Below are 21,859 nucleotides of genomic sequence, written 5' to 3' on the forward strand. Positions count from 1 at the left end.
ACGAGAAAGAGAGAGCGATGACGATCATCCCGCCCGCGGCCGTCGCGGCGAATATGGAGACCGAACTCGACGGACGTTCGTCGAGTGTGTTCTTCGTGTTGTCCGGCCCCGGCGGCACGGGCAAGAGCACGCTGATCCGGATGTGGCGCAAGGCCGACCCCGACATCGGCTACATCAAGAACGTCACCACCCGCGGCAGGCGCGCCCCCGACCCGGCCTCCGGCGTGGACGACGAGGACTTCTTCGAGTTCGTCACCCGCAAGCGCTTCCGGGAGATGGTCGAGAACGACGAACTCGCGCAGTGGGTCAACCCGCAGCCCGGCTACTACAGCGGCACCCCGCGTCAGCCGCTGCTCGACGCCATCGCGCACGGCCGCGACCTGCTCTTCGACTACACCCCGCAGCTGTACCTGAATCTCCAGCGGGCCTTTCCCGAGCAGGTCGTCGGCGTCTTCGTGGCCCCGCCCTCGCTGGCCGTGCTGCGCGATCGGCTCACCGGCAGGCCCGGCGACCAGGGCGCGAAATTGCAGTTGAAATTCAACATGGGCGTGCAGGACCTGTCGTATGTGGACATGCACGACTACCACGTCACCAATCACGATCTCGACGAAACCCTGGAGACGCTGCGCGGAATCCTCAAATCGGAGAAGCACAAACTCGCGCGCAATCCCGACCTGCGCGCGCTCTACGAAACGATGAAGGACCGGCGGCAGATGCTGTTCTACTACGATCCGGCGGGCAGGCGCCTCACCGACATCGACGAAACCGACAGCTGATGGGATGTCGCGAGGTGTACGACTGGGGCGCGCTGTGCAACACCCGCGACCTGCGGCGCTACCTGCCCTTCGTCGCGGGCGGCTTCCACCTCGGCTGGATCAACCGGGATCTGCTCGACCTGCTGCGCGGCGAGCGCGGATTCGTGCTCAACGCCGAGTACGTCGAACTCGACCCCGACTTGCGCACTCCGCTGGAACGGACGGTCGCGCTCGCCGAACTCGGGGGGCGCTGGCGTGACAGCGGCGTGGTCACGGGGTGGCGCGGTGAGCTCTACGACATCGTCCCCTACCCCAACGGGCCTGTCGTCATGCAGATGGAACGGGCCGTCACCAGGCTTTTCGGCCTGATCAACACCGGCGCGCACGTCAACGGCTACGTGCGCGACGGCGCGGAGATCCTGATGTGGGTCGGCCGCCGCGCCGCCGACAAACCCACCTTCCCCGGCAAACTCGACCAGATGGCCGCGGGCGGCATCGCCACCTCGATGGCACCGGAGACGGTGGCCCGCAAGGAGGCCTGGGAAGAGGCCGGGGTGAAACCCGAACTGGCGAACGCGATGTGCGAAGCCAGCGCGGTGACGATGTTCATGGAACACGAGCAGGTCATCTTCCGTGACGTCGACCACGTCTTCGACCTGGAACTGCCGGTCGATTTCGTGCCTTATCCGATGGATTCGGAGGTCTCCGAATTCGAGCTGTATTCCACCGACGATCTGTTCGACATCGTCACCACCACGGACCGGTTCAAGCCGGACTGCAATCTCGTCGTCCTGGATTTCCTGATCCGGCACCGCCGGATCACCAAGGACGACCGTCTCGTTCACGATGTTCTCCTTGGTCTCAGAAAGGGAGTCTGATGGCCGCAGAAACCGTCATCGCCGATGATGTGGAAGTCGCTGTCAAAGCGGCGCAGTACCGCATGGACATCATCGATCTCATCCGCAACGCGGGCAACGGGCACATGGCGGGCAGCCTGTCCTGCGTCGACATCCTCACCGTCCTCTACGAACGCGTCCTGCGGGTCACCCCCGACACCATCGAGGACCCGGGCCGCGACCGCTACATCCAGAGCAAGGGCCACGCCGTCGAGGCGCTCTACGTCGTGCTGGCGGGCGCGGGCTACTTCGACCGGTCGCTGCTGGACACCTACCTGCGCTTCGGCACCGACCTGATCGGCCACGTCACCCGCAAGGTGCCGGGGATGGAACAGTCCACCGGCGCGCTCGGACACGGGCTGTCCATCGCCACCGGGATCGCCATCGCGGGCAAACAGGACGGGCTCGACTACCGCACCTTCGTGCTGCTCGGTGACGGCGAACTCGCCGAGGGCTCGGTGTGGGAGGCGGCCATGTGCGCGGCCCACTACGGACTGGACAACTTGGTCGCCATCGTCGACCGCAACCGATACCAGATCGCCGGCACCACGGCCGAACTCATGAACTCCGAACCGCTGGCGGAGAAATTCGCCGCTTTCGGATGGTCGGTGCGCGAGGTCGACGGACACGACGTGGCCGCCCTGGACGCGGCGCTGTCGGCCGTGCCCGCCGTCCCCGGCCGTCCGACGATGATCCTGGCCGACACCGTCAAGGGCAGCGGGATCTCCTACATGGAGCACGACATCCGCTGGCATCACCGCGTGCCCTCCGACGAGGAGTACCGCATCGCGCAGCGCGACGTCGCGGCGCGCATCGCCGAACTGAGGAACCACCGATGACCGAGATCCTGGACGCCCCGCCCACTTCGGGGATCCCCAATCTGGAGGTGCTCGACCGCACCCTGCGCGACCTGGCCGCGGGCGATCCCGACATCCGGGTGTTGACCGCCGACTCGCGCATCTCCGGCAAACTCGCGCCCTTCGCCGCCGAATTCCCGGACCGCATGGTCGAAGTCGGCATCGCCGAACAGAATCTGGTCGGCGTCGCGGCGGGCCTGGCCTCCTGCGGGAAGAAGCCGTTCGTGATCTCCCCGGGCTGCTTCCTCACCGCGCGCTCGCTCGAACAGATCAAGGTCGACGTCAGCTACGGTGGAAATCCGGTGCGGCTCATCGGGATCAGCGCGGGCATCAGCTACGGCGCGCTGGGCGCCTCGCACCACTCCATCGCCGACTACGCGGCACTGCGCGCGATGCCGGGCGTTCCGGTGATCGCGCCCGCCGACAACTGCGAGGCCGAGGCCGCCATCCGGCAGGCGGCCGCACGGCCCGAGGCGGTCTACATCCGACTGGGCAAACGTCCGCTGGCCTGCGTGCACCCGCAGGGACACGGCCCCGTCCGCCTGGACGCGGCCACGCGGTTGCGCACGGGCGGTGACATCGGGTTCGTCGCCACCGGCGAGACCGTCGCCGTCGCGCTGGCCACGGCGGATCTGCTGGCCGCGGACGGCGTCGCCTCGACCGTGCTCAGCGTCCCGACCGTTCGTCCCCTGGACACCGCGACGCTGTTCGAGGTGGCCCGCGAGGTGCGCGCGCTGATCGTGCTCGAGGAGCACAGCGTGCACGGCGGTCTGGGGGAGGCGTGCGCGGGCGCGCTGCTCAACAACGGGATCACCTTGCCGTTCCGCAGCCTGGGCATCCCGGACGAACCGATCGTCAACGGCGCGCAACTCGACGTGCTCGCCCACTACGGGATCGGGCCCGACCGCCTGCGCGAGTTGTCGCGCACGTTGCTGGGCGCATGAGTCCGACATCGACCGCCGCGGTGCGGGCCCCGCTGATCGAGCGCTGGTCGGCCCTGACACGACTGCCGCGCAAAGCCGAGGTCTACGCGCGAGATCCGTTGGCCCGCACCGCGTTGTCCCTCGTCCCGGACGGCCACCTGTTCGACCTCGCGTTGGTGGTGGTGAAACCGGAGGCACTGCTCACCGGGCGGATGACGCGGGTGCGCCGCTTCCTCGACCGGCGCCAACTGACCGTGGTCGCCCATTTCGACACCGAACTCGACGCCGCGCGGTCGCACCAACTGTGGCAGTACCCGTGGGTGAAGGCGACCACCGACCGGATGCGCCTGCACATCCTGCTGTCGCAGGGGTTGCCCTCGCGCTGTCTGCTGGTGCGTCGAGTGCCCGGGTCGGGGGAGATCCCGCTGACCACGCGACTGGCCGTCGACAAGGGCTCCTCCGACGCCGCGCAACGCCGTCCGGGGCAACTGCGCACCGAACTGGGCATGACCAACCGGATGATCTCGTTCGTGCACACCTCCGACGAACCCGCCGACCTGCTGCGCGATGTCTACGTCCTCGGCGGGGAGGAGGCGCTCACGCTCCTGGGAAGCACCACGGCGCAACCTGATTTGGTGTTCGAGGATCTCGCCGGTTCGGAAGACCTCGAAGCGGACACCCTGCTCGCCGGTCTGCCGTCCGCGGGCCGCGAACGCCTGCGCGCCCTGCTCGAGGCCCGCCGCCGCCACGGCCACACCCTCGACTTGGACGCGGCGCTGCGCGCGGTCACCGAGGCGGGAGCGACCGAGGACCGCCACCGTCACGTCTTGGCGGCCGGGCTGATCCCGCACGACCTCCCCGACGTCGTCGCCGAGTTCGACGCCGCCACTGTGGCCGAACTCGCGGCCCGCTGGGCGGCCGACCACCACCAGGGGGAGTGATCGTGGCTGATCGAACCGACGCCGTCGACCGGGTGACCGCGGACGACGGCGACCGCCCCTGGACCGGGAGACAGCGACTGGCGCTGGTCTTGGTCTGCCTGGCCGGCCTGATCGAATTGCTCGACATCACCATCGTCAACGCCGCGCTGCCCGCCATGCAGCGCGGCTTGGACGGCGCGAACGGCGACAACATCTCCTGGGCGATCAACGCCTACCTGATCACCTTCGGCGGGTTCATGCTCGTCGGCGGCCGACTCGGCGACATCTTCGGCCACCGGCGGATGTTCATGATCGGACTGGGCGCGTTCACCCTGGCCTCGGTCGTGTGCGGGGCGGCCCCCGACATCGAGATCCTCATCGCGGCGCGGGCCGTGCAAGGATTGGCCGCCGCGGTACTGGCGCCCATGACCTTGGCGCTGGTCACCGACATCTTCCCGGTCGACGCGGGTCGGGCCAAGGCGATCACGATCTGGAGCGCGACCGGCGCGATCAGCACCTCCCTCGGTGTGACCGTCGGCGGCCTGCTCTCCGACGGGCCGGGCTGGCGGTGGATCTTCCTGGTCAACCTGCCCATCGGCCTGGTCGTGCTGCTGCTGACCCCGCGGTGCGTGCCGAGCCTGCGCCCGGACCGCGAACCCGCCTCCTTCGACCTGATCGGCGCGGCTACGGTCACCCTCGGCGTGGCCGTCGCGGTGTACGCGATCACCGAAACCGATTCGCACGCCTGGACTTCGGTGCGGGTGCTGACGTTGTTCGCCGTGGCGCTCGCGCTGCTGGCCTACGCATTCGTGCACGAGGCGATGATCGCGAGACAGCCGCTCGTGCCCCTGCCGGTCGTGTCCTCGCGCACCGTCATCGGCGCGAGCCTGGTCGCGGCGCTGGGCTGCGCCGGCTTCTACGCGCTGTTCTACCTGCTGTCGCTGTATCTCCAGAACGGCCTGGGCTATTCGGCCTCCAAGACCGGTCTGCTCATGCTGCCGATGTCGGCTGTCGGCCTGTTCGCCGCGCTGCTCGTGCAGGTCGTGGTGCCGGCCTTCGGGGCGCGTTGGGCGGTCGTGCTCGGCGGCGTCATCGGCGCGAGCGGCATGGCCCTGCTCGCCGTCGGGATCTCGGGCGACGGGGTCTGGCTGCACACGGTCGCACCGGCCGTCGTGGTGGGCATCGCCACCCCGCTGTGGTACATCACCGTCAGCATCGTGGTCGTCGCCGGGGTGAGCCGATCCGACACCGGCTTGATCTCGGGCCTGATCACGGTGTGCCGCACGGTCGGCGGCGCGATCGGCATCGCGGTGGTCGCCAGCGTGCTGACCTCGCGGACGGCCGTCGACGCCGCGGGCGCGCCCACGATGTCGACGGACGCGCTGCGCCAGGCGTTCTGGGTCGCGGGCGGCATGTACGCGGCTTTCGGCGTGGTGGCGATCCTGCTGTTGCGCAACGAGGGTCGCGGACAGCGGGTCGATATGGCGGCGGTGGCGGCCGCCGACTGACTACGATTGCCCGCAGAGTGCCGGGGAGGGAGGACAGCCCTCCCCGGCACCACGGCAACGCGATTGCTGTTCGGGCTCCGGTGCGTTGGCCCATCGCGTCGGTGATCCGCCGATGCGGGGTAGCGGATCGATTGCCAGCTTATTGCGCTCCTGGCGATCCGCAACGGTAACCGGCGGTTCACCACCTTTGGTCCCCGACATGACTGCCACAGGTCCCGGATCGGACGAAGAGAACCGAGCGGTCCCGTCGCGGCATTCCGAGCCGTCCGGACAGGCGGGCCGTTCCGAGAAGTCGGGGGCCGCCGAGTCGGCCGCGCCGTCGGGACCGGAATCAGCGGCGCCGCAACTCAGTCCGCGATGAAGCGAGCCGCGCGTCCGTCGTGTTCGCGCTGACGGCGGATCACATAGCGCCCAGGCGCGAGTCCGGTCGCGCCGTGTTCGGGGTGCAGGACGTAGGCCACGACGTCGGTGTCGACCAGGGTGAGCCCGAGTCCGGTGCGGTCGGTGAAGGCGTTGGTCCACCGGCACCGCCCCGGTTCGGGAATCAGGGTGTGCGGATTGCCGCCCGCCGCGCCGCGCAGCAACTCGGTTCCACGGGTCGGCACGGTGGACCACCGGCCCTGCGGGAACAGGTGGATGTCGGCGGCCACCAGTGCGAACGGGACGATCATCAGATCGCCCTGGGCTTGGAGTCCGTCGTGCACGGGGATGGTCACCTGCTGTTCCAGATGGTCGAGGACGGTGAGTCCGGTACGGGCGGTGAGGGTGGCGAGTGTGTTGTATGTCATGAGATCACCTCGGGGAGTTCAGGTTCGGCGAACCAGGCGGGAGTAGTCGGCGGCCTCGAGGCCGTAGGTCCAGGCGGCGGCCCGGACGGGATCGGTCATGTCGCGCGGAACGGCCAGGACGTAGCGGCGACGGGTGCCGTCCCGCTCGACCGAACCGTTCACCGCGACCAGGAGATTGCCGTGTGCGAATCCCCAACCGTCCGGCGCGCGATAGCACCGCAACGGCTGTCCGGGATTGCCCGGGTCCTCGGCCTCGCCGAGCAGGCGCAACCCCGCCCGGTCCAGGTAGGCGTCCCAGCCCAGGCGTTCGATCGCGCAGCGTCGCACCTCGACATTGGGTTCGCGGCCGATCCGTTCCGGGGTGGGATCGGTGACCACCCACCCGGGCACGATGGTGCCGTGCAGCACGTGCACCGCCGCGCCGTCGGCGAATTCGAGGGCGGGCGATCGGTCGTGGTGCAGTCGTCGTTCGCCGAACGCGCCCTGCGGGGTGGGTTCGGTGTGCAACAGACGCGGCCGCTCCACCATGACGCACACCCGCTCGTAGGACCACCACCAACCGGTGGTGTCGGCCAGTGTCGTGAGCACGTCGAGCAGGTGGTTCTCCTCGGCGCGGTAGCGGGTCGCGCCGATCTCGCGGAGGATGTCGTAGAAGCCGAACCGATAGGCTTCCTGTTGGCCGTACCAGGGGATACCCATACTCGCCGTGGCGATTCCGGGCATCAGCGTGCGGGTCGTGACCACCACGCCGTCGACCAGGGTCGCGCGCAGCGGGTCGTAGACGATGCGGCGCAGCTGCGCACCGACGGTCCTGACCGGCCGCGGGTAGACGACCTTGCGAACGCAGGAGCTGCCGCTGCCCTCGATCCGCCGGTCCATGCGGTGCCGCGCGGCGGAGAACAGTGTGGCGAGACGGCCCGCCATCGGCAGGTGGGGCAGATCCGCGCCCGGCTGCCAGACCTCGCAGCGCAGTCCGTGCTCGGCGGTCGCCGTGACGGCGGCCGGAGGGGAAGGAACCCAGAGGAATTCGGGTTCCGGTTCGCCGATCAGTCGATACAGTTCGGCGACCGCCGCTCGCGCGGTGGATCGATCGGAGGGATCGGTGCACAGCCCACGCCGCAGCCACCGCTCGCGCAGCACGCACGCCGCGTCGAGCAGTTCTTCGGGAAGGGGGGAGTGACCGTGGAGTGGATGGTAGCTCGCGGCTACCCACGTGTGGGACACCGCGCTCACCGGAGGGTGGCGGTGACCGCCTTTCCTGTAGTCATGGTCACCGATGGTGACAGGCCGCGCCCGATCGCGCAACAGTCGCACCGATCCGCGGGTGTTCGCACCGACGTTGCCGGGCGATCGCCGCGAACGGCTACGGTGTCGGGGTGATCCTGCTCGCCATCGGCCTCGGCCTGCTCGGTGTGTTCGCGATGCGCTTCCACTCCGACCGCCGTCGCCTCGGCAACGGCGTGTTCCTGTTGCTCGGTGTGCTGTGCACCGGGGTGTGGGTGGTCGCCCTGGGCGATCAGGACGTCCTACCGCTGCTCGCGCTGGTCCTGGTGGTGCTGGCCCCGCTGCTGATGTTCGCGTTCGCGATGCTGCTGATCGTCAACGGCGCGCAGTTGATCCGTCGCGAGGGCGTGCGCGTGCACACCCTGCTGCCCTTCGTGGTCGCCGCGGCATTCCTCTCGCCCTACGTGGGTTTCGTGATCGCCTTCGTCACCGGGAACTTCTGGACCGCGATCGCCACCGCCTCGGCGACGCTGCTGGTCAGCTATCTCGGCATGCTGCTGCTCGCCTTCCTGACCTACGCATTCCTCTACAGCCGCCTCGGCTACGAATCCGGGATGGACGCGATAGTCGTGCACGGTTCGGGCCTGGACGGCGGCGATGTCCCGCCGCTGCTGGCGGGACGCCTGGACCGCGCGTTGACCGTCTACCGCGACGAGATCGCCTCGGGCGCAAGCCCACTCGTGGTCACCAGCGGCGGCAAGGGCGACGACGAGGAGGTCGCCGAGGCCGACGCGATGGCGCGCTATCTGCGCGAGCGCGGCCTGCCGGAGGAAGCGATCCTGCACGAGGACCGTTCCACCAACACCCACGAGAACCTGTTGTTCACCAAGCGATTGCTGGTCGAGCGCGGCGGTGCGGGACGCATGGTGTTGGTCACCAGCAACTTCCACGTGCTGCGCACCGCCATCCTGGCCCGCACCCTCGGTCTCGACGCCGAGGTCATCGGCTCGCACACCGCGATGTACTACCTGCCCGCCGCGATCCTGCGCGAATTCGCCGGTGTGGTGGTGCAATACCGCTGGACCAACATCAGCGCCTGCCTGGTGCTCGCCGCGCTGCCGCCGTTGGCCGCCCTCGCGGTCCGCGACCTGCCCCTGATCGCCTACTAGCCGGTCTTGTGCGGGACGCCGACGGTGAGTCCGCCGTCGATGACGAATTCCGCGCCGGTGGAGTAGGAGGACTCGTCGGAGGCGAGGTAGGTGACCAAGGCGGAGACCTCCGCGGCCTCGGCGGGCCTGCCGAGCGGGATCTGGAGGAAGTCGGCGGGGATGCCCTGGGTCATCGGGGTGGTGATGAAGCCGGGGTGCACCGAGTTGACGCGGATGCCCTTCGGGGCCAGTTCGAGGGCAGCGGATTTGGTGAGCCCGCGCACCGCGAATTTGGTGGCGGTGTAACCGTGCAGTCCGGGGCTGCCGCGCATTCCCTCGACCGAGGAGATGTTGACGATCGAACCGCTGCCCGCCTCGATCATCGCGGGCACCGCGGCCTGCATGCCGAGGAAGGTGCCGGTCAGGTTGATGTCGAGGATGCGCTGCCATTCGGCGAGTTCGAAATCGACCAGCAGGTTGCCGTTGACGATGCCCGCGTTGTTGACGAGCACGTGCAGTCCGCCGAACCGGTTCACCGCGTCGGCGACCGCGTCGAGCCACTGCTGTTTGTCGCGCACGTCCAGGTGCGCGTAGGCGGCGTTCGGGCCGAGGTCGGCGACCAGCGCCGCACCCTCCTCGTCGAGGATGTCGGCGACGACCACGCGCGCGTCCTGCGCGATCATGGCGCGCGCGTGCGCCGCGCCCATGCCGCGGGCTCCGCCGCTGATCAGTGCCACCTTGCCGGTCAACCGCCCCATCGCGGACCTCCGCTGCTCGCCGATGTCAGAACGTAGAACACGTTACAGTTCGTCGGCCTCGCGCGCGGCAACCAGCAGGTCATCGATGGCGACGGGCACGGCGTCGGCCAGCACGGCGACGTCGGGGACCAGATCGCGGCAGGCGATCAGACCGAAATCCAGGTTGCCGTCCAGCGAGAGCACCGTGACGGTGAGGCCCGCGCCGTCGAACACCGGCCCGAACGGGTACAGACCCGCGATGCGCAGACCGAGGAAGTTCAGCGGGACCGACGGCCCCGGCACGTTCGACACCACCAGGTTGTGCACCACCGGGTGGTGTTCGGCCAGGCCCAGTTGCGAATACAGGCGGATGGCGAAGCGGGCGGTGTTGGGCGGCGCGAAATTCGTCAGGTCGCGCAGGAAATCGGGGTCGACCTCGTCGTGTTCGCGCTTGGCCGCCCGATTGGCCGCCGCGACCGCGCGCAACCGCTCGGCCGGATCGGCGATGTCGGTGCCCAGTTCGGCGAACAGCGAGGACACCTTGTTGATGCCGTCGTCATGGCGGGTCGTGCGGTGCACCGACACCGGCACCGAGGCGATCAGCGAGCGGTCCGGCAGTTCGTCGTGCTTGGTCAGGTAGTCGCGCAGCGCGCCGCCGACCACGCTCATCACCACGTCGTTGACCGTCACGTCGAACCGGGTCCTGATCTCCTTGATCGCGTCCAGATTCGCCTCGGCGAACGCGATTCGGCGACGCGCGCCGATGCAGCGGTTGAAGGGGGTGCGCGGCGCGGTGAGCGGTAAGGCCATGCCGCGCTGGTTCTTGCGCCTGCGGTGCGCGAAGCCGGCCAGCATCCCCAACGTCTTGGGCACCATGCCGAGGATGGCGGCCTTGGCGGGCATGCGGATCGCGGCGTCGGTGAGCAGTCGCCAGTCCGCGGGCTGCGATTCGGGCTCCCAGTCCTTGGGCTCGGTCGCGGGAACCGAATCCGGGCCGAGGTCGCACAGCGCGAGCAGGATGTCCGCGGCGGTGACGCCGTCGACGGTGGCGTGGTGGTATTTGCACACCACCGCCAGCCGTCCGTCCGGCAGACCTTCCACGATGGTCATCTCCCACAGTGGGTGGGTGCGCTCCATCGGGGTGCTCGCGATGTCGGCGACGAGTTCGGCGAGTTCGTCGCGGCCGCCGGGGCTGGGCAGGCCGACGCGGTGCAGGTGGTTGTCGAGATCGAATTTCGGATCGTCCACCCAGACGGGGTGGTCGAGGTTGAGCGGCACCTCGACCACGCGTTTGCGCATCTGCGGGACCAGCGACAGCCTGCGGCCGAGTTCGGCGCGAAAGGTGTCGTAGGAGTAGGGCGTTTCGCTCGCGGCGGGGTCGAGGATCAGCAGCGCGCAGACGTGCAGGTGCTGGGTGGGGGTTTCGAGATAGAGAAAGCTGGCATCCAATCCTGTCAATCGTTCCATAGCGAGATTCTACTAGAACGCGTTACAGTTTTCACCCACCTCGAGGGAACAATGAGCACGTCAGGGGCCTGCCTGCTGTTGATCACGGTGTTCACCTGCGCGGACGGAATGACGAACGCTCTGTGTGTTACCAGAGGTTCTATATATGTGTATGATCGTTGCTACAGTCACGCAGGAATATGTGTGTGGTCGCGCCGGTGAGACCTCGGCGCGAAAGAACGAGGAGTACCGATGAAGCTACTTCGTCGACGCGCCGCGCGCGTCGAGACCGACCCCGGCGAGGTGGCGCTGCACGCCCGCGACGTCCGTTTCGACTGGACCGACACCCCGCTGCACTGGATGCCGGGCGAACCCGTCGCCTCCCACCTCATCAACGCGCTCAATCTGCTGCTGCCCGAAGGGGAGCGGATGTTCTGCGCCGCCTACGGCGAAGCGCTGCCGCACGTCAAGGACGAGAAGCTGCGCGAAGCCATGCTCGGCTTCATCGGCCAGGAATCCATGCACGCCGAAACCCACGACAAGGTGCTGCGCGAGGTCCTGATCGTCAACGGCGTCGACCCCGCCCCCTACCTGCGCCAAGCCGAATACCTGTTCCGCAGGACCCTGGGCCCCGACCCCGCCGCGGGCGACCAACACCTGGTCGAACGCCTGGCCGTCATCGCCTGCCTGGAACACTTCTTCGCCTACCTGGGCGACTGGGTGCTCAACGCCGACCTCGAAGGTTTCGACGCCGACCCGCGCGTGGCCGACCTGTTCCGCTGGCACGGCGCGGAGGAAGTCGAACACCGCCACGTCGCCCACGACGTCGCCTGCTACTTCGGCGTCGGCTACCTGCGCCGCGTCGCCGTCATGGCGCTGGTCTTCCCGGTCTTCCTCACCCTGGTCGCCCGCGGCGCCAAATTCCTGATCCACCAGGACCCGGCCCTGCCCGACCTCGGCTACCCCCGTCTGCTCGGCCACATCAGCACCGCGATGTGGCGCGGCGCGCTGCCCAGCGTGCCCTCGTTGGTGCGCAGCGCGATCTCGACGCTGCGGCCCGGTTACGACCCCGGCTCGGTGGGCTCCACCGCCCAAGCCGTCGCCTACCTCGCGCTCTCGCCCGCCGCGCGGGCCGTGGCCTCGTGAGCCCGCGCCCCGTCCCCGAACATCCCCCTGCGGACCTGTTCGGCCGACAGCGCGAGGACCGCGCCGTGCGACTGCTGCACGCCGTGGCCACCGCGCGCCTGACCTGGTCGACCATTGTCAACCGGCGCGCCCTCGAACCGATCGTCGACGACCGCCGCCTGCTGCTGGAAGTCACCGACCGGCGCGTGGAAGCCCGCGACGAGGACGTCCTCAGCCTGCGGCTGCAAGCCCCCGACCGGGCGAAACTGCCGCGCTGGCGACCCGGCGCCCACCTGGACCTGGAACTGCCCTCCGGTCGCCTGCGTCAGTACTCGCTGTGCGGCGATCCTTCCGACACCCGCGGCTACCGCATCGCCGTGCGGCGCATCCCCGACGGCGGCGGCGGATCGCTCGAGGTCCACGACACCCTGACCGTCGGCAGCGCCCTGGTCGTGCGCGGCCCGCGCAACGCCTTCCCGTTCGCGGTCCCCGGACACGGATCACCCGCCACCGCACTGCGTTTCGTCGCGGGCGGCATCGGCATCACCCCGATCCTGCCCATGGCCCGCCTCGCGCACCGACTCGGCCTGGACTGGTCGCTGGTCTACACCGGCCGCTCCCGCGACACCCTCCCGTTCCTCGATGAACTCGCCCGCTTCGGCGACCGCGTGCGCGTGCGCACCGACGACGAACACGGCCTGCCCGACGCCGCCGACCTGCTGGCGGGCGTGCGCCCCGGCGCCGCTGTCTACTGCTGCGGCCCCGCGCCGATGACCGCCGCGATCGCCGCCGCCGTGCGCGACCGCGGCATCGAACTGCACTCCGAACGGTTCTCCCCGCCGCCCATCGTCGACGGACAACCCTTCGAGATACAGATCGCCGCCACCGGGGAGACTTTCGAGGTCCCCGCCGACCGCAGCGCCCTGGACGCCATCCTCGACCGCCGACCCGATCGGCCCTACTCGTGCCGCCAGGGCTTCTGCCGCACCTGCCGCGTCCGCGTCCTCGCGGGCACGCCCGACCACCGCGAGACCGTGCTCACCGAGGCCGAACACGCCGAAGGTGACATGCTGGTCTGCGTCTCGCGCGCGGCGGGCGGACGGCTGGTACTCGACCTCTGACACTCGCACCCCACAGATCAGGAGACAGTCGATGACGACGATCGATATCGACGCGGACCGCACGGAACGGATCGTCCACAACGAGGGATTCGACCTCGCCGTCTACGAATACGGCGACCCGGCCGACCCGACCGTGGTGCTCGTGCACGGCTGGCCCGACACCGCCCGCCTGTGGGACGCGGTCGTCCCGCTGCTGACCGAACGCTTCCACGTCGTCACCTACGACACCCGTGGCCACGGCAACTCCACCCGCACCGACCGGGTCGCCGACTTCCGCCTCGACGCGCTGGCCCGCGACTTCTTCGCCGTCGCCGACGCCGTCAGCCCCGAACGCCCCGTGCACGTGCTGGCCCACGACTGGGGTTCGGTCCAGGTCTGGGAAGCGGTGTGCGAACCGCACGCCGCCGACCGCATCGCCTCGTTCACCTCGGTCTCCGGTCCCAACCTCGACCACCTCGGCCAGTGGGTGCGCGCCAGACTGTCCCGCCCCACCCCGCGCAACCTCTGGCAGCCGCTGACCCAGCTGATGTCCTCCGGCTACACCGCCTTCTCCATGACCCCCGGCCTCGACCGCGTCTTCCGCGTCGTCGCCAAGGAGAAGCGCTGGCAGCGCCTGGTCTCACTGATGAACGACACCCCGCCCGACACCGTCACCCTCGGCCCGACCTTCCGCCGCGACGCCATCGACGGCCTGCTCATCTACCGCGCCAACATCCTGCCCCGCATGTTCGCGCCCCGGCAGCGCCGCACCGAGGTGCCCGTGCAGTTGATCGTCGCGGGCCGCGACGTCGCCGTGCGCCCCGCGGGCTACGACGACTCGGCCAAATGGACCGACCGTCTCTGGCGACGCGACGTCCCCGCGGGCCACTGGATGCCGTTCTCGCACCCGCACCTGCTGGCCACCGCCACCACCGAACTCATCGACACCCTCGACGGCGGCGAACCGCCGCGCGGCCTGCGTCGCGCCGAAACCGGCCGCGTCGCCGCGCCTTTCGCCGACCAACTGCTCGTCATCACCGGCGCGGGCAGCGGCATCGGCCGCGAGACCGCACTGGCCTTCGCCCGCGGCGGCGCCGAGATCGTGCTCTCCGACATCGACCTCGACGCCGCCAAACAGACCGCCGAACTCATCACCGCCGCGGGCGGACTCGCCCACCCCTACCGCCTCGACGTCGCCGACGAGGCCCAGGTCCGCGAACACGCCGCCGAAGTCCTCGCCGCCCACGGCGTCCCCGACCTGCTCGTCAACAACGCCGGCGTCGGCCAAGCAGGCGGCTTCTTCGACACCAGCTCCGCCGAATTCGACCGCGTCATGCGGATCAACCTCGGAGGAGTGGTCAACGGCTGCCGCGCCTTCGGCGCCGCCATGGCCGAACGCGGACTCGGCGGACACATCGTCAACGTCGCCAGCATGGCCGCCTACAGCCCCCAGCAGGGCTTCAGCGCCTACACCACCAGCAAGGCCGCCGTCTACATGTTCTCCGACTGCCTGCGCAGCGAACTCGCCGGCCGCGGCATCTCCGTGCACACCATCTGCCCCGGCGTCGTGCACACCAACATCGTCAACGCCACCGCCTTCGCCGGCGTCGACGCCGCGGAGGAGAAGCGCAAACAACAGCGCTACGACGAGCTCTACCGCAAGCGCCGCTACACCCCCGACAAGGTCGCCGCGCAGATCGTGAAAGCCGTCGAACGCGACCGCAGCATCGTCCCCGTCACCCCGGAGGCGCGCGTCCAACTCCAGTTGAGCAGGCTCGCCCCCGCCGCCGTGCGCTTCGTCGCCGCGCGGGTCAAACTCACCTGAGCCCGCGTCGGGCGACCGAGTTCGTGCGTCGGGCGAGGAGGGTTTGCGTCGGGCGAGGAGGGTTCGCGTCAGACGACCGCGGGGCGGTCCAGGCTGGAACGCAGCGGCCGCCCCTGCTCGGCGAATCGGCGCGCCAACTCGTCGCGGGCGGACGTGCCGCCCCGGGCGTTCTCCACACAGAAACGGCCTTCGGCCATCGTCAACAACTTGACGTTGACCAGCCGGATCGGCGACAAGGGGCCCGCGACCGCGGCAGGGACCTCGGCGTCGGTCAGCCCGAACATCACCACCGGGTCCTGACCGTCGGCGCGGTAGGCCGCGGGCGCGCCCGGCAACTCCACGCCCGGCAGCGCCATGGTGAGCAGACCGTAGCGTTCCAGCACGTCGCCGAAGCGGAATCCCAGATTCGCCACCTGATTCGACACATCCATCACCAGCCTGCCCAGCCACGAGCCCGCGACGGCCATCGTGTCGAGGCCGGCGGGCAGACCGTCGCCGATCCCGTACACCTCGAGCCCGAAACCGTTGGTGGGCTCGGCGTCGTCCCACGAACCGTGATCGCGGGAAGGCCCTCTCCGGTCAACGGCTCGGCGGGATCTCCGCTGTCCGTGCGAGTTCGGCCTCGATCGCGGCCACCCGCCCCGCGTCCACACCCCACGGATGCTCCACCCCGACCCGACGGTCCAGATCCCACAACACGGCCTGTTCCCCGGGCGCGGCCACCATCGACCAGGCCACCACCGTGCGCCCCAACTGCTCCGCCATCGAACCCGCGCCCCCGCCCGGCCGCGCCCCCGGTCGCACGTACCCGTCACCGTCGGGGAAGTGATGCAAGAACCGCCCGTAAGCGGACGCGCAGAACGCCGCGTACCGTTCCGTGCACAGGATCAACCCGTGCCACGCCTCGTCCACCGCGTGCGAGGGCATCCCGATCACCTGCCCGTCGCGCATCGCCGCGCCGCAACAGCGCAACCACTGCCGCAAACCGGTCTCCACCAGCTCGCGCGGCTCCCACGGACACGTCTTGAACACCGCCTCCGGCAGCGCCAACGCCGCCACCGCCCGGTCGACCTCACCCAGGTCCATCCGGCGCCGCGACCGATCCCGAGAGCGAAAAACCACCACGACTCACTGTACGACCGCGGGGCTACCGGCGGTTCGCCGCGCTGAAGACCTGTAGGAACACCGTTACCATTCGCGACATGTCCATCCTGATCGGCATCGTCCTCATCGTGCTGCTGTTCACCCTGCTCATCGGCGCGATCGTGGCCTTCGTCATCTACCTGGTCAAACAGGTCGGCTCCAATAGCCCCCTGGGCGGCGGCAACGGCTTCTTCGGCGGTCAGCAAGGGCAGTGGGCGGCGGGCAGCCACGGAACCCACCATCACCACCACTCCGGCTGCGGAGGCGGCACGGACTACCCGCCAGGGTGCGGCGGGGGTTCCGGCGGATCCGACAACAGCGGCTGCGGCGGGGGGAGCAGTTGCGGGGGCGGCAGTGGTAGCAGCAGTTGCGGTGGGGGGAGCAGCAGTAGCTGTGGCGGCGGTAGCAGCAGCAGTTGCGGCGGAGGCGGCAGCAGCTGCGGTGGCGGATCCTGAGCTTCGAAGTGCGCGCCCCCCGGTGAGCCCGTCCGACCGGGAACCCGGCGTCCACGCCCGTTGACAACGCGCCCGCCGCGCCCGCCGCCCACACCTCCCGGGCAACCGAACGGCGATATCCCAGGTGAACCGCTGGTGAACCAGCCCCCACCCGGTCCGCGATGCCGCCGGAACCCGAACTGCGGTGGGGCACACTCTGATTACATACCCGTGCCGTTTGTGACATCTCACCACGCGGCACACCGATGTGGTGCGGCGAACGCTACAGTTCCTCCGTGCAAACACTGATAGTCGTCGGCGTGATCGCCGTCGTACTCCTGCTCGTCTTCGCCGTGGTCCAGTTCGCGAGCAGGTCGCCCCACGACAGCCGTTGGGACGCAACCGATTCCCGTCAACCCGCCTGGGACGACGCCGACCGCCGGGTCGCCGAACGCCCCGTTAGGTCCTAGGCGTCAACACCACCACCGCGAGCGGGCGCTTCGTCCGCTCCTGATACGCGGTGTAACGCCCGTGATTCACCTCGTCCACGATCCGCCACCGGCGTTCGTAGTCCGCATCACTCGGATAAGTAGCCCGAGCGGTGACCGGAATCCGTTGCCGCCCAACCTGAATCTCGCAATCCGGTCCGGCCTTCACATTGGCCAACCATCCCGGCGGCCGCGGTGACCCACCGTTGGACGCCGTCACCAGAAAGTCGCCCCCGTCCCGCCCGTACGTCAACGCCGCCGTACGCTTCTGGCCGGTCTTGCGCCCCACCGTCCGCAACAGCAACGTGGGATTCCCGAACATCACCCGATGCCCGACCAAACCCCCACTCCTCTCGTAAACCCACTGATGCACCTTCAGAACGTTCACGAACAGACTGCTCACGGACCCACCTCTCCCAGCATCACCGACCACCCCACCCTATTCCCCACCGACTGGCACCCGCCCCACCCCACCCGGTAGGCTTCCACCGCCGCTCGACGCGGCTCAGGGGCGGTAGCTCAGTCGGTTAGAGCCGTGGACTCATAATCCATTGGTCGCGGGTTCGAGCCCCGCCCGCCCCACAAACACCCTGGTCACAGGCTTGAGCGCTGGTTGTAGGGCACGCCGCGTTGGTCGTGAGGTGGTGCGGGACGCGGTTCGAGGTCGGTGAGGGTGGTCTCGTGCAGTGAACCTGCGCGACGAAGCGCATTGCCGATGGTGGCGCTCGAGGCCGCGGTTGTCGGGATGGTCAGGTCCCAGGATGTGTGTGCGGTCGGCAAGCGTGCGTTCGAGCAGGTCGATCGCACGATCGAAGTGCCCGGTGGCTGAGTACGGCGACACAGCGAAGCCCGACGCGGTGAGAGCGCCAAGGCCAACCACAACCACCACGAATCCCGAACCTCAGTCGCGAGATTCACCGTGACCGCGAGCCCGGTCGACACGATCGCCGTCACAGCCGTCGGCACCACCACCCGCGAGGTCATCGAATGACTCACCACCCCACCCCCGTGCATCGCCGCTCGAAATCCGAACTCGGCCCCTACCCACACTAGGCTCGACCGGGCGACCGCACCCGGGAACTAACCCACCATCTGCACCTGGCCGTCGCCAGCTGCGATTACGGATACATCAACCGAAGCGCTCACCGACCGGCAGTCGGCCCGGCTCCCTTGGAGACACTTTCTGGGCAGCGGGTGCGCTCACGAGAATCCCTGCACCTCCAGGTACCAGATAGTTTGGTCGCCGCCGATGCCTTTGGATACGGCCGACTTCGGACTCACGGTCGAGTCCGGTGTGGCGTAGGTCAGCCGCTCGACGATCGGGCCCCGTTGCCTGTCGTCATAGGCAAGGACGACTTTTCCATCGTGCACGAATACCTGCGTTGTAGATTCGGAGTGGGTATGCAGCCCGGTCCACACTGCTCCGTTCGTTCCCAGGGTTCGATTGAGTTTGTCGCTGGTATTGGGGGAGCTGAAGCTGTACATGCGATCCCACGGACCGATTTGAGCACCGGATGATGCGACGAGATCGCCGAGCCGGGCGGTTCGCCTTTCGTTCAGAAGTTGAGCGAAAGCCGCCGTCAACGCGGGGTTCCCGTCCTGAACGGTGATTTGTTCACCGTCCGATGCGGAACCACACCCGGCGACCGAGGTGAAGGCTACGCTCGCTACGGAGACCAGCAGCAGGGCTCTCATTCGTTTGCGGGTACGCACCACACTCCTAGGAGGTTTCGACGCACGTCGGCCCAGGTGGTCATTTGGGAGACGGCTTGTTGTCCGGAATCAGGGACCCTGGCAGTGATTGCTGCTGATCGATCAACGCGGTCGGCGGTTCGTACCCGAGAGTGGTTCCCTTCGGCCGGGCGAGGTTGCCGTTCTGATCGATCACGACCCCATCACCGGCGTTCCATGCTTCGATGATCTTGTTCTGCAATCCAGCCGAACCGAGTCCTGGATTCTCAGTGGCAATTCTTCGGCCGAGTTCGTTGTTGTACAGGTCCATGGCTTCGCGACTCATTCGGTTGTCTTCTCGGCCCTCATGCTTGGATGTGTATTCCTCGGTCCACTCCGCGCCGAACTCCTCGGTCAGCATGGCATTCCAGTATGCGTGCCGGAAAGCGTCGGCGTGGTTGTCCTGGAAATTTCCGTCGTACTGGTTCTCCACCTTCCTGTCCGGAAACAGGCGCTCCGCGGTGTCGCTGGCGTCCTCGCTGATTTGATAGAACTTGTACTGGTCCATGAGGCTTAAATTGTTCAACATCTCCGCCTCGCTGACAGTCACATCCTTCTGTGCGATGTCCGAGCCGGGATTGAACCGGTTTACCCATTTGACAAAATCTTCACTGGGCCATTTTGTCATTTTCTGCTGATCAGGGTTGACTTGGTACGTGTAGAGAATCATCTCGAGGTCTGCGCCGAGTGGAATGGGAACGTCGGAGAAAACCTTGATAATGGCTTCACCGGCGGAACTCGCAGCATCGCCCGCCTCCCTCAGCGACTTTTTGATCGCGTCTTCGTGCTGACGCTGCCCCTGGTCGAGGGCAGCCTTCGCCACCTCGAGCGACTTACCCTTCTCCGCGGCCAGCCACGAGACAACATCGTTGGAATAGCTGACTGCCCCGTCGTCGGCGACGGTGTATCGCTCATCCTCGGCAGCCTTGATAGCGTTCACAGCTGATGACTTCGCGAAACCAAGGATCTGGACGATCTGGGCGACGGCTGGCTGAGCATTGTCGAAGGCCGTTACCACCTTGGACAGCGAGGTCTTGGCTTCCTCGCCCTTGACGCGCATGGCATCCCCGGCCCCGCCACGCCAAAATCCAGGAGAGTCGGCGAGCTGCTGATTGATGGCGCTGTATTCGGTCGTAACCGCCTCCGCGCCGCGGGCCCACTCGTTACCCTGCTCGGTCAGCGAATCGAAGTTCCACTGACGGATCTCCGACTTCGTCGGAGGTAGCGAACTCATCGAGGCCCATCCAGCGGGCCGGCCTCGGCCAACTCGCCCTGTGACTTCGATTGCGCCGCCTGTTGTGCGTTGTAAGCTGCGATGCTCGCGGTCGCGGCGTCGTTGATCTCTCTGAGCTGCACGGCAACTCCTCGTACGCTGAGCCTTGCCCGAACACCGGCCCTCATGAAGGCAGCCCCCAGGCCCGACCCCGGCAACGCGGGCTCGATCGCAGCGATGAAGCCCTCGGTCGGCAAGGCGTTGAGGACCCCCTGGGAGCCGTCGAACGCTCCGATCATTCCTTCGAGTGCGGCTTGCTCTACGTATAGGTCGTCGGCCATCGCGATCCTCTCCCCATCGGCGATTTCGCTACGCTAACACGACCATCCGACGACATCGGGAGTGTGCCGTGCCGCCATATCCGAGCAACAGTGATACAGACCCGATCACCGATCGGATGAACGCCGTGCGTCGTGCGCTGCTCACGGACCGATTCACCGAGTCACGATACGGCGTGGCAGTCGATGTCCGGGCGGATGGAACGCTCGAAGCGGTTCGCATCGATGAGAGCGTCACGCCCTACGGGGTCGAACTCGGCAAGCTCATCACCACTCTCGCGCACGATGCCCTGGACAAGGCCCGTAGTAACGTGCGTGAACGCCTCGACGAACTGACGGCGGACCCACGCATAGCCGCAGCGGTCGAGTCGATCGAAATCGCTTCCGAACAGCCCGCACCGAATCCGGTGAGGATGACTGCGCGGCAGCATGTTCCAGAAGATGAGCTCAGCGAGGACGAGCTCATAGAACTCAACGAACGCCGCAACCAGGGGTGGTTTCGCTGAGCGCGGCCGATCACCGACACCGGCGACCGGCTACACCGGACGCCGATGCGCCGCTATTTGTCTCGCTCGTCGACCGCCACCAAGTACCGGCGGACCAACTCGGCCAGCTCATGGTCCAGTGAACCGTCACGGGTTGGGGGCCGCTGTGGCTGTGCGGGGACGGTCCGCCCCTGTTGCTCTTGCACGGCTATCCGCAGAGCCATCTGGCCTGCGTTGCCCCGGTCGCAATGCTTCCTTCGACAGGTACACCGCGAGGGCCGAGGCGAGGGTCGGGGCGATGAAGTACCAGGCGATGGCAACGGGGTTGCCGGAGGAGTAGAGGTTCCCCCAGTCGGGCGTGTCGCCCGGCGCTGCGAACTCGATGTCGATGGTTTCGGTGTTCCTGCCCCAGTGATTCCGCCGGGGCCATCGCGCCGTTCGTGATCGAAGTGGTTCCGGATCAGAACAACGGTCCGGGCCGAGCCTTCGGCGGGGTCGGACCTTTACGGTCCGGGCCGCCTATTCTTCGAGCGCCTGACCCAGCGGTATGGACGCGTGTAGCCGGCCGGTCAGGCAGCCGAGATGGGTGTACAACTGCTGACGCGAAGTCGATGCCGGCATGAGGGCAATGAGCACGCGCAGGTTCACGTCGCCGAGTGCAATGTGCTGACCAGACGTAGACGTGAGTTCCGTTCTCGGCATCGAAGACTCGCTCCGCGTTGCTGATCTCCTCGTCCGAGCCGACGCGCGATCGCCCTATGCGTAGATATCGGTG

At 68.0% G+C, this 21,859-nt stretch carries 23 protein-coding genes and 1 tRNA gene; 13 read left to right on the top strand and 11 right to left on the bottom strand.

Annotation, left to right across the window (positions count from 1 at the left end; translation table 11 throughout):
- Positions 1 to 17: 17 nt before the first annotated feature.
- The 6 genes from ON30_RS08305 to ON30_RS08330 are packed head-to-tail and all read left to right on the top strand — an operon-like array spanning position 18 to position 5,859.
- Complete coding sequence (locus ON30_RS08305; RefSeq protein WP_218006241.1) at positions 18 to 776, top strand: guanylate kinase; 759 nt, start codon at positions 18 to 20, stop codon at positions 774 to 776.
- A gap of 14 nt (positions 777 to 790) precedes the next feature.
- Entirely contained in the window at positions 791 to 1,633 is an 843-nt protein-coding gene (locus ON30_RS35985) for an NUDIX hydrolase (protein WP_169334892.1), read from the top strand.
- A complete protein-coding gene (locus tag ON30_RS08315) occupies positions 1,633 to 2,490 on the top strand; it encodes a transketolase (RefSeq protein ID WP_040705512.1) in 858 nt (285 codons plus the stop codon). The genes ON30_RS35985 and ON30_RS08315 overlap by 1 nt, the downstream gene beginning before the upstream one ends.
- Positions 2,487 to 3,452, top strand: coding sequence for a transketolase family protein (locus tag ON30_RS08320; RefSeq protein ID WP_051029084.1), 966 nt, complete (start codon positions 2,487 to 2,489; stop codon positions 3,450 to 3,452). Before ON30_RS08315 ends, ON30_RS08320 begins: the two co-directional genes overlap by 4 nt.
- Complete coding sequence (locus ON30_RS08325) at positions 3,449 to 4,372, top strand: hypothetical protein (protein WP_157183659.1); 924 nt, start codon at positions 3,449 to 3,451, stop codon at positions 4,370 to 4,372. Before ON30_RS08320 ends, ON30_RS08325 begins: the two co-directional genes overlap by 4 nt.
- Positions 4,373 to 4,374: 2 nt before the next feature.
- Positions 4,375 to 5,859: an MFS transporter gene (locus ON30_RS08330; protein WP_157183660.1), complete on the top strand. Its 1,485-nt coding sequence runs from the start codon at positions 4,375 to 4,377 to the stop codon at positions 5,857 to 5,859.
- A 347-nt stretch (positions 5,860 to 6,206) separates the two neighbouring features.
- Here ON30_RS08330 and ON30_RS08335 read toward each other — a convergent pair whose 3' ends face one another.
- Together ON30_RS08335 and ON30_RS40915 are read right to left on the bottom strand one after the other, a co-directional pair.
- Positions 6,207 to 6,647, bottom strand: coding sequence for a DUF8820 family protein (locus ON30_RS08335; protein ID WP_040705516.1), 441 nt, complete (start codon positions 6,645 to 6,647; stop codon positions 6,207 to 6,209).
- A gap of 18 nt (positions 6,648 to 6,665) precedes the next feature.
- Positions 6,666 to 7,871 (bottom strand): DUF6745 domain-containing protein, encoded by a 1,206-nt coding sequence (locus ON30_RS40915; protein ID WP_063719845.1) that lies wholly within the window; start codon positions 7,869 to 7,871, stop codon positions 6,666 to 6,668.
- A gap of 152 nt (positions 7,872 to 8,023) precedes the next feature.
- On the opposite strand from ON30_RS40915, the gene ON30_RS08345 reads away from it, so the two are divergent.
- The gene (locus tag ON30_RS08345; RefSeq protein ID WP_040705518.1) at positions 8,024 to 9,040 is read left to right on the top strand and encodes a YdcF family protein; all 1,017 of its coding nucleotides are present in this window, start codon (positions 8,024 to 8,026) and stop codon (positions 9,038 to 9,040) included.
- Here the strand turns inward: ON30_RS08345 and ON30_RS08350 are convergent.
- Both ON30_RS08350 and ON30_RS08355 read right to left on the bottom strand, forming a co-directional pair.
- On the bottom strand, positions 9,037 to 9,777 hold the full coding sequence (locus ON30_RS08350) for a glucose 1-dehydrogenase (RefSeq protein ID WP_040705520.1): 741 nt from the start codon (positions 9,775 to 9,777) through the stop codon (positions 9,037 to 9,039). The two genes, ON30_RS08345 and ON30_RS08350, sit on opposite strands and share 4 nt — an antisense overlap.
- Before the next feature lie 42 nt (positions 9,778 to 9,819).
- Positions 9,820 to 11,223: a WS/DGAT/MGAT family O-acyltransferase gene (locus ON30_RS08355; RefSeq protein ID WP_040705522.1), complete on the bottom strand. Its 1,404-nt coding sequence runs from the start codon at positions 11,221 to 11,223 to the stop codon at positions 9,820 to 9,822.
- Between the two features lie 231 nt (positions 11,224 to 11,454).
- On the opposite strand from ON30_RS08355, the gene ON30_RS40920 reads away from it, so the two are divergent.
- From ON30_RS40920 to ON30_RS08370, 3 genes are read left to right on the top strand one after another with little or no spacing between them, the layout of a single operon-like run.
- A complete protein-coding gene (locus tag ON30_RS40920; protein ID WP_040705525.1) occupies positions 11,455 to 12,348 on the top strand; it encodes a metal-dependent hydrolase in 894 nt (297 codons plus the stop codon).
- Positions 12,345 to 13,448: a PDR/VanB family oxidoreductase gene (locus ON30_RS40925; RefSeq protein WP_040705527.1), complete on the top strand. Its 1,104-nt coding sequence runs from the start codon at positions 12,345 to 12,347 to the stop codon at positions 13,446 to 13,448. Before ON30_RS40920 ends, ON30_RS40925 begins: the two co-directional genes overlap by 4 nt.
- A gap of 31 nt (positions 13,449 to 13,479) precedes the next feature.
- Complete coding sequence (locus ON30_RS08370; protein ID WP_040705529.1) at positions 13,480 to 15,252, top strand: SDR family oxidoreductase; 1,773 nt, start codon at positions 13,480 to 13,482, stop codon at positions 15,250 to 15,252.
- Between the two features lie 68 nt (positions 15,253 to 15,320).
- Here ON30_RS08370 and ON30_RS08375 read toward each other — a convergent pair whose 3' ends face one another.
- Entirely contained in the window at positions 15,321 to 15,761 is a 441-nt protein-coding gene (locus tag ON30_RS08375; RefSeq protein ID WP_040705531.1) for a hypothetical protein, read from the bottom strand.
- 70 nt (positions 15,762 to 15,831) lie between these two features.
- Positions 15,832 to 16,338, bottom strand: a complete 507-nt coding sequence (locus ON30_RS08380) for a UCP032817 domain-containing protein (RefSeq protein WP_051029086.1) — start codon at positions 16,336 to 16,338, stop codon at positions 15,832 to 15,834.
- Between the two features lie 116 nt (positions 16,339 to 16,454).
- Here ON30_RS08380 and ON30_RS40495 point away from each other — a divergent pair, with 116 nt between their 5' ends.
- Positions 16,455 to 16,850: a hypothetical protein gene (locus ON30_RS40495; protein ID WP_083911238.1), complete on the top strand. Its 396-nt coding sequence runs from the start codon at positions 16,455 to 16,457 to the stop codon at positions 16,848 to 16,850.
- Positions 16,851 to 17,288: 438 nt separating this feature from the next.
- Here the strand turns inward: ON30_RS40495 and ON30_RS08385 are convergent, their stop codons facing one another.
- Positions 17,289 to 17,720 carry a nitroreductase family deazaflavin-dependent oxidoreductase gene (locus ON30_RS08385; RefSeq protein ID WP_040705534.1) on the bottom strand — a complete coding sequence of 144 codons (432 nt, stop codon included), beginning with the start codon at positions 17,718 to 17,720 and terminating at the stop codon, positions 17,289 to 17,291.
- 105 nt (positions 17,721 to 17,825) lie between these two features.
- On the opposite strand from ON30_RS08385, the gene ON30_RS08390 reads away from it, so the two are divergent.
- A tRNA-Ile gene (locus ON30_RS08390) sits at positions 17,826 to 17,899 on the top strand.
- Here ON30_RS08390 and ON30_RS42225 read toward each other — a convergent pair.
- From ON30_RS42225 to ON30_RS08405, 4 genes are all read right to left on the bottom strand, one after another.
- Positions 17,859 to 18,206 (bottom strand): tetratricopeptide repeat protein, encoded by a 348-nt coding sequence (locus tag ON30_RS42225; protein WP_373282516.1) that lies wholly within the window; start codon positions 18,204 to 18,206, stop codon positions 17,859 to 17,861. The two genes, ON30_RS08390 and ON30_RS42225, sit on opposite strands and share 41 nt — an antisense overlap.
- A 311-nt stretch (positions 18,207 to 18,517) precedes the next feature.
- The gene (locus ON30_RS38925) at positions 18,518 to 19,012 is read right to left on the bottom strand and encodes a hypothetical protein (protein ID WP_157183661.1); all 495 of its coding nucleotides are present in this window, start codon (positions 19,010 to 19,012) and stop codon (positions 18,518 to 18,520) included.
- Positions 19,013 to 19,070: 58 nt separating this feature from the next.
- A complete protein-coding gene (locus tag ON30_RS35990) occupies positions 19,071 to 20,282 on the bottom strand; it encodes a WXG100 family type VII secretion target (RefSeq protein ID WP_051029087.1) in 1,212 nt (403 codons plus the stop codon).
- Positions 20,279 to 20,602: a hypothetical protein gene (locus ON30_RS08405; protein WP_040705538.1), complete on the bottom strand. Its 324-nt coding sequence runs from the start codon at positions 20,600 to 20,602 to the stop codon at positions 20,279 to 20,281. Before ON30_RS08405 ends, ON30_RS35990 begins: the two co-directional genes overlap by 4 nt.
- A 116-nt stretch (positions 20,603 to 20,718) precedes the next feature.
- On the opposite strand from ON30_RS08405, the gene ON30_RS08410 reads away from it, so the two are divergent.
- Entirely contained in the window at positions 20,719 to 21,105 is a 387-nt protein-coding gene (locus ON30_RS08410; protein ID WP_040705540.1) for a YbaB/EbfC family nucleoid-associated protein, read from the top strand.
- The last annotated feature ends 754 nt before the right edge of the window (positions 21,106 to 21,859 follow it).

The sequence above is a fragment of the Nocardia takedensis NBRC 100417 genome (assembly GCF_000308695.1).
GTDB classification, from domain to species: Bacteria; Actinomycetota; Actinomycetes; order Mycobacteriales; family Mycobacteriaceae; genus Nocardia; species Nocardia takedensis.

Excerpts from the sequence above, each read along its gene's own strand:
- ON30_RS40920 (WP_040705525.1), top strand. The coding sequence starts at position 11,455 with ATGAAGCTACTTCGTCGACGCGCCGCGCGCGTCGAGACCGACCCCGGC.
- ON30_RS08325 (WP_157183659.1), top strand. The coding sequence starts at position 3,449 with ATGAGTCCGACATCGACCGCCGCGGTGCGGGCCCCGCTGATCGAGCGC.
- ON30_RS08405 (WP_040705538.1), bottom strand. The coding sequence starts at position 20,602 with ATGGCCGACGACCTATACGTAGAGCAAGCCGCACTCGAAGGAATGATC.
- ON30_RS35990 (WP_051029087.1), bottom strand. The coding sequence starts at position 20,282 with ATGAGTTCGCTACCTCCGACGAAGTCGGAGATCCGTCAGTGGAACTTC.
- ON30_RS08320 (WP_051029084.1), top strand. The coding sequence starts at position 2,487 with ATGACCGAGATCCTGGACGCCCCGCCCACTTCGGGGATCCCCAATCTG.
- ON30_RS38925 (WP_157183661.1), bottom strand. The coding sequence starts at position 19,012 with ATGAGAGCCCTGCTGCTGGTCTCCGTAGCGAGCGTAGCCTTCACCTCG.
- ON30_RS40495 (WP_083911238.1), top strand. The coding sequence starts at position 16,455 with ATGTCCATCCTGATCGGCATCGTCCTCATCGTGCTGCTGTTCACCCTG.
- ON30_RS08370 (WP_040705529.1), top strand. The coding sequence starts at position 13,480 with ATGACGACGATCGATATCGACGCGGACCGCACGGAACGGATCGTCCAC.
- ON30_RS08305 (WP_218006241.1), top strand. The coding sequence starts at position 18 with ATGACGATCATCCCGCCCGCGGCCGTCGCGGCGAATATGGAGACCGAA.
- ON30_RS08335 (WP_040705516.1), bottom strand. The coding sequence starts at position 6,647 with ATGACATACAACACACTCGCCACCCTCACCGCCCGTACCGGACTCACC.
- ON30_RS08410 (WP_040705540.1), top strand. The coding sequence starts at position 20,719 with ATGAACGCCGTGCGTCGTGCGCTGCTCACGGACCGATTCACCGAGTCA.
- ON30_RS08350 (WP_040705520.1), bottom strand. The coding sequence starts at position 9,777 with ATGGGGCGGTTGACCGGCAAGGTGGCACTGATCAGCGGCGGAGCCCGC.
- ON30_RS08315 (WP_040705512.1), top strand. The coding sequence starts at position 1,633 with ATGGCCGCAGAAACCGTCATCGCCGATGATGTGGAAGTCGCTGTCAAA.
- ON30_RS08355 (WP_040705522.1), bottom strand. The coding sequence starts at position 11,223 with ATGGAACGATTGACAGGATTGGATGCCAGCTTTCTCTATCTCGAAACC.
- ON30_RS08380 (WP_051029086.1), bottom strand. The coding sequence starts at position 16,338 with ATGGACCTGGGTGAGGTCGACCGGGCGGTGGCGGCGTTGGCGCTGCCG.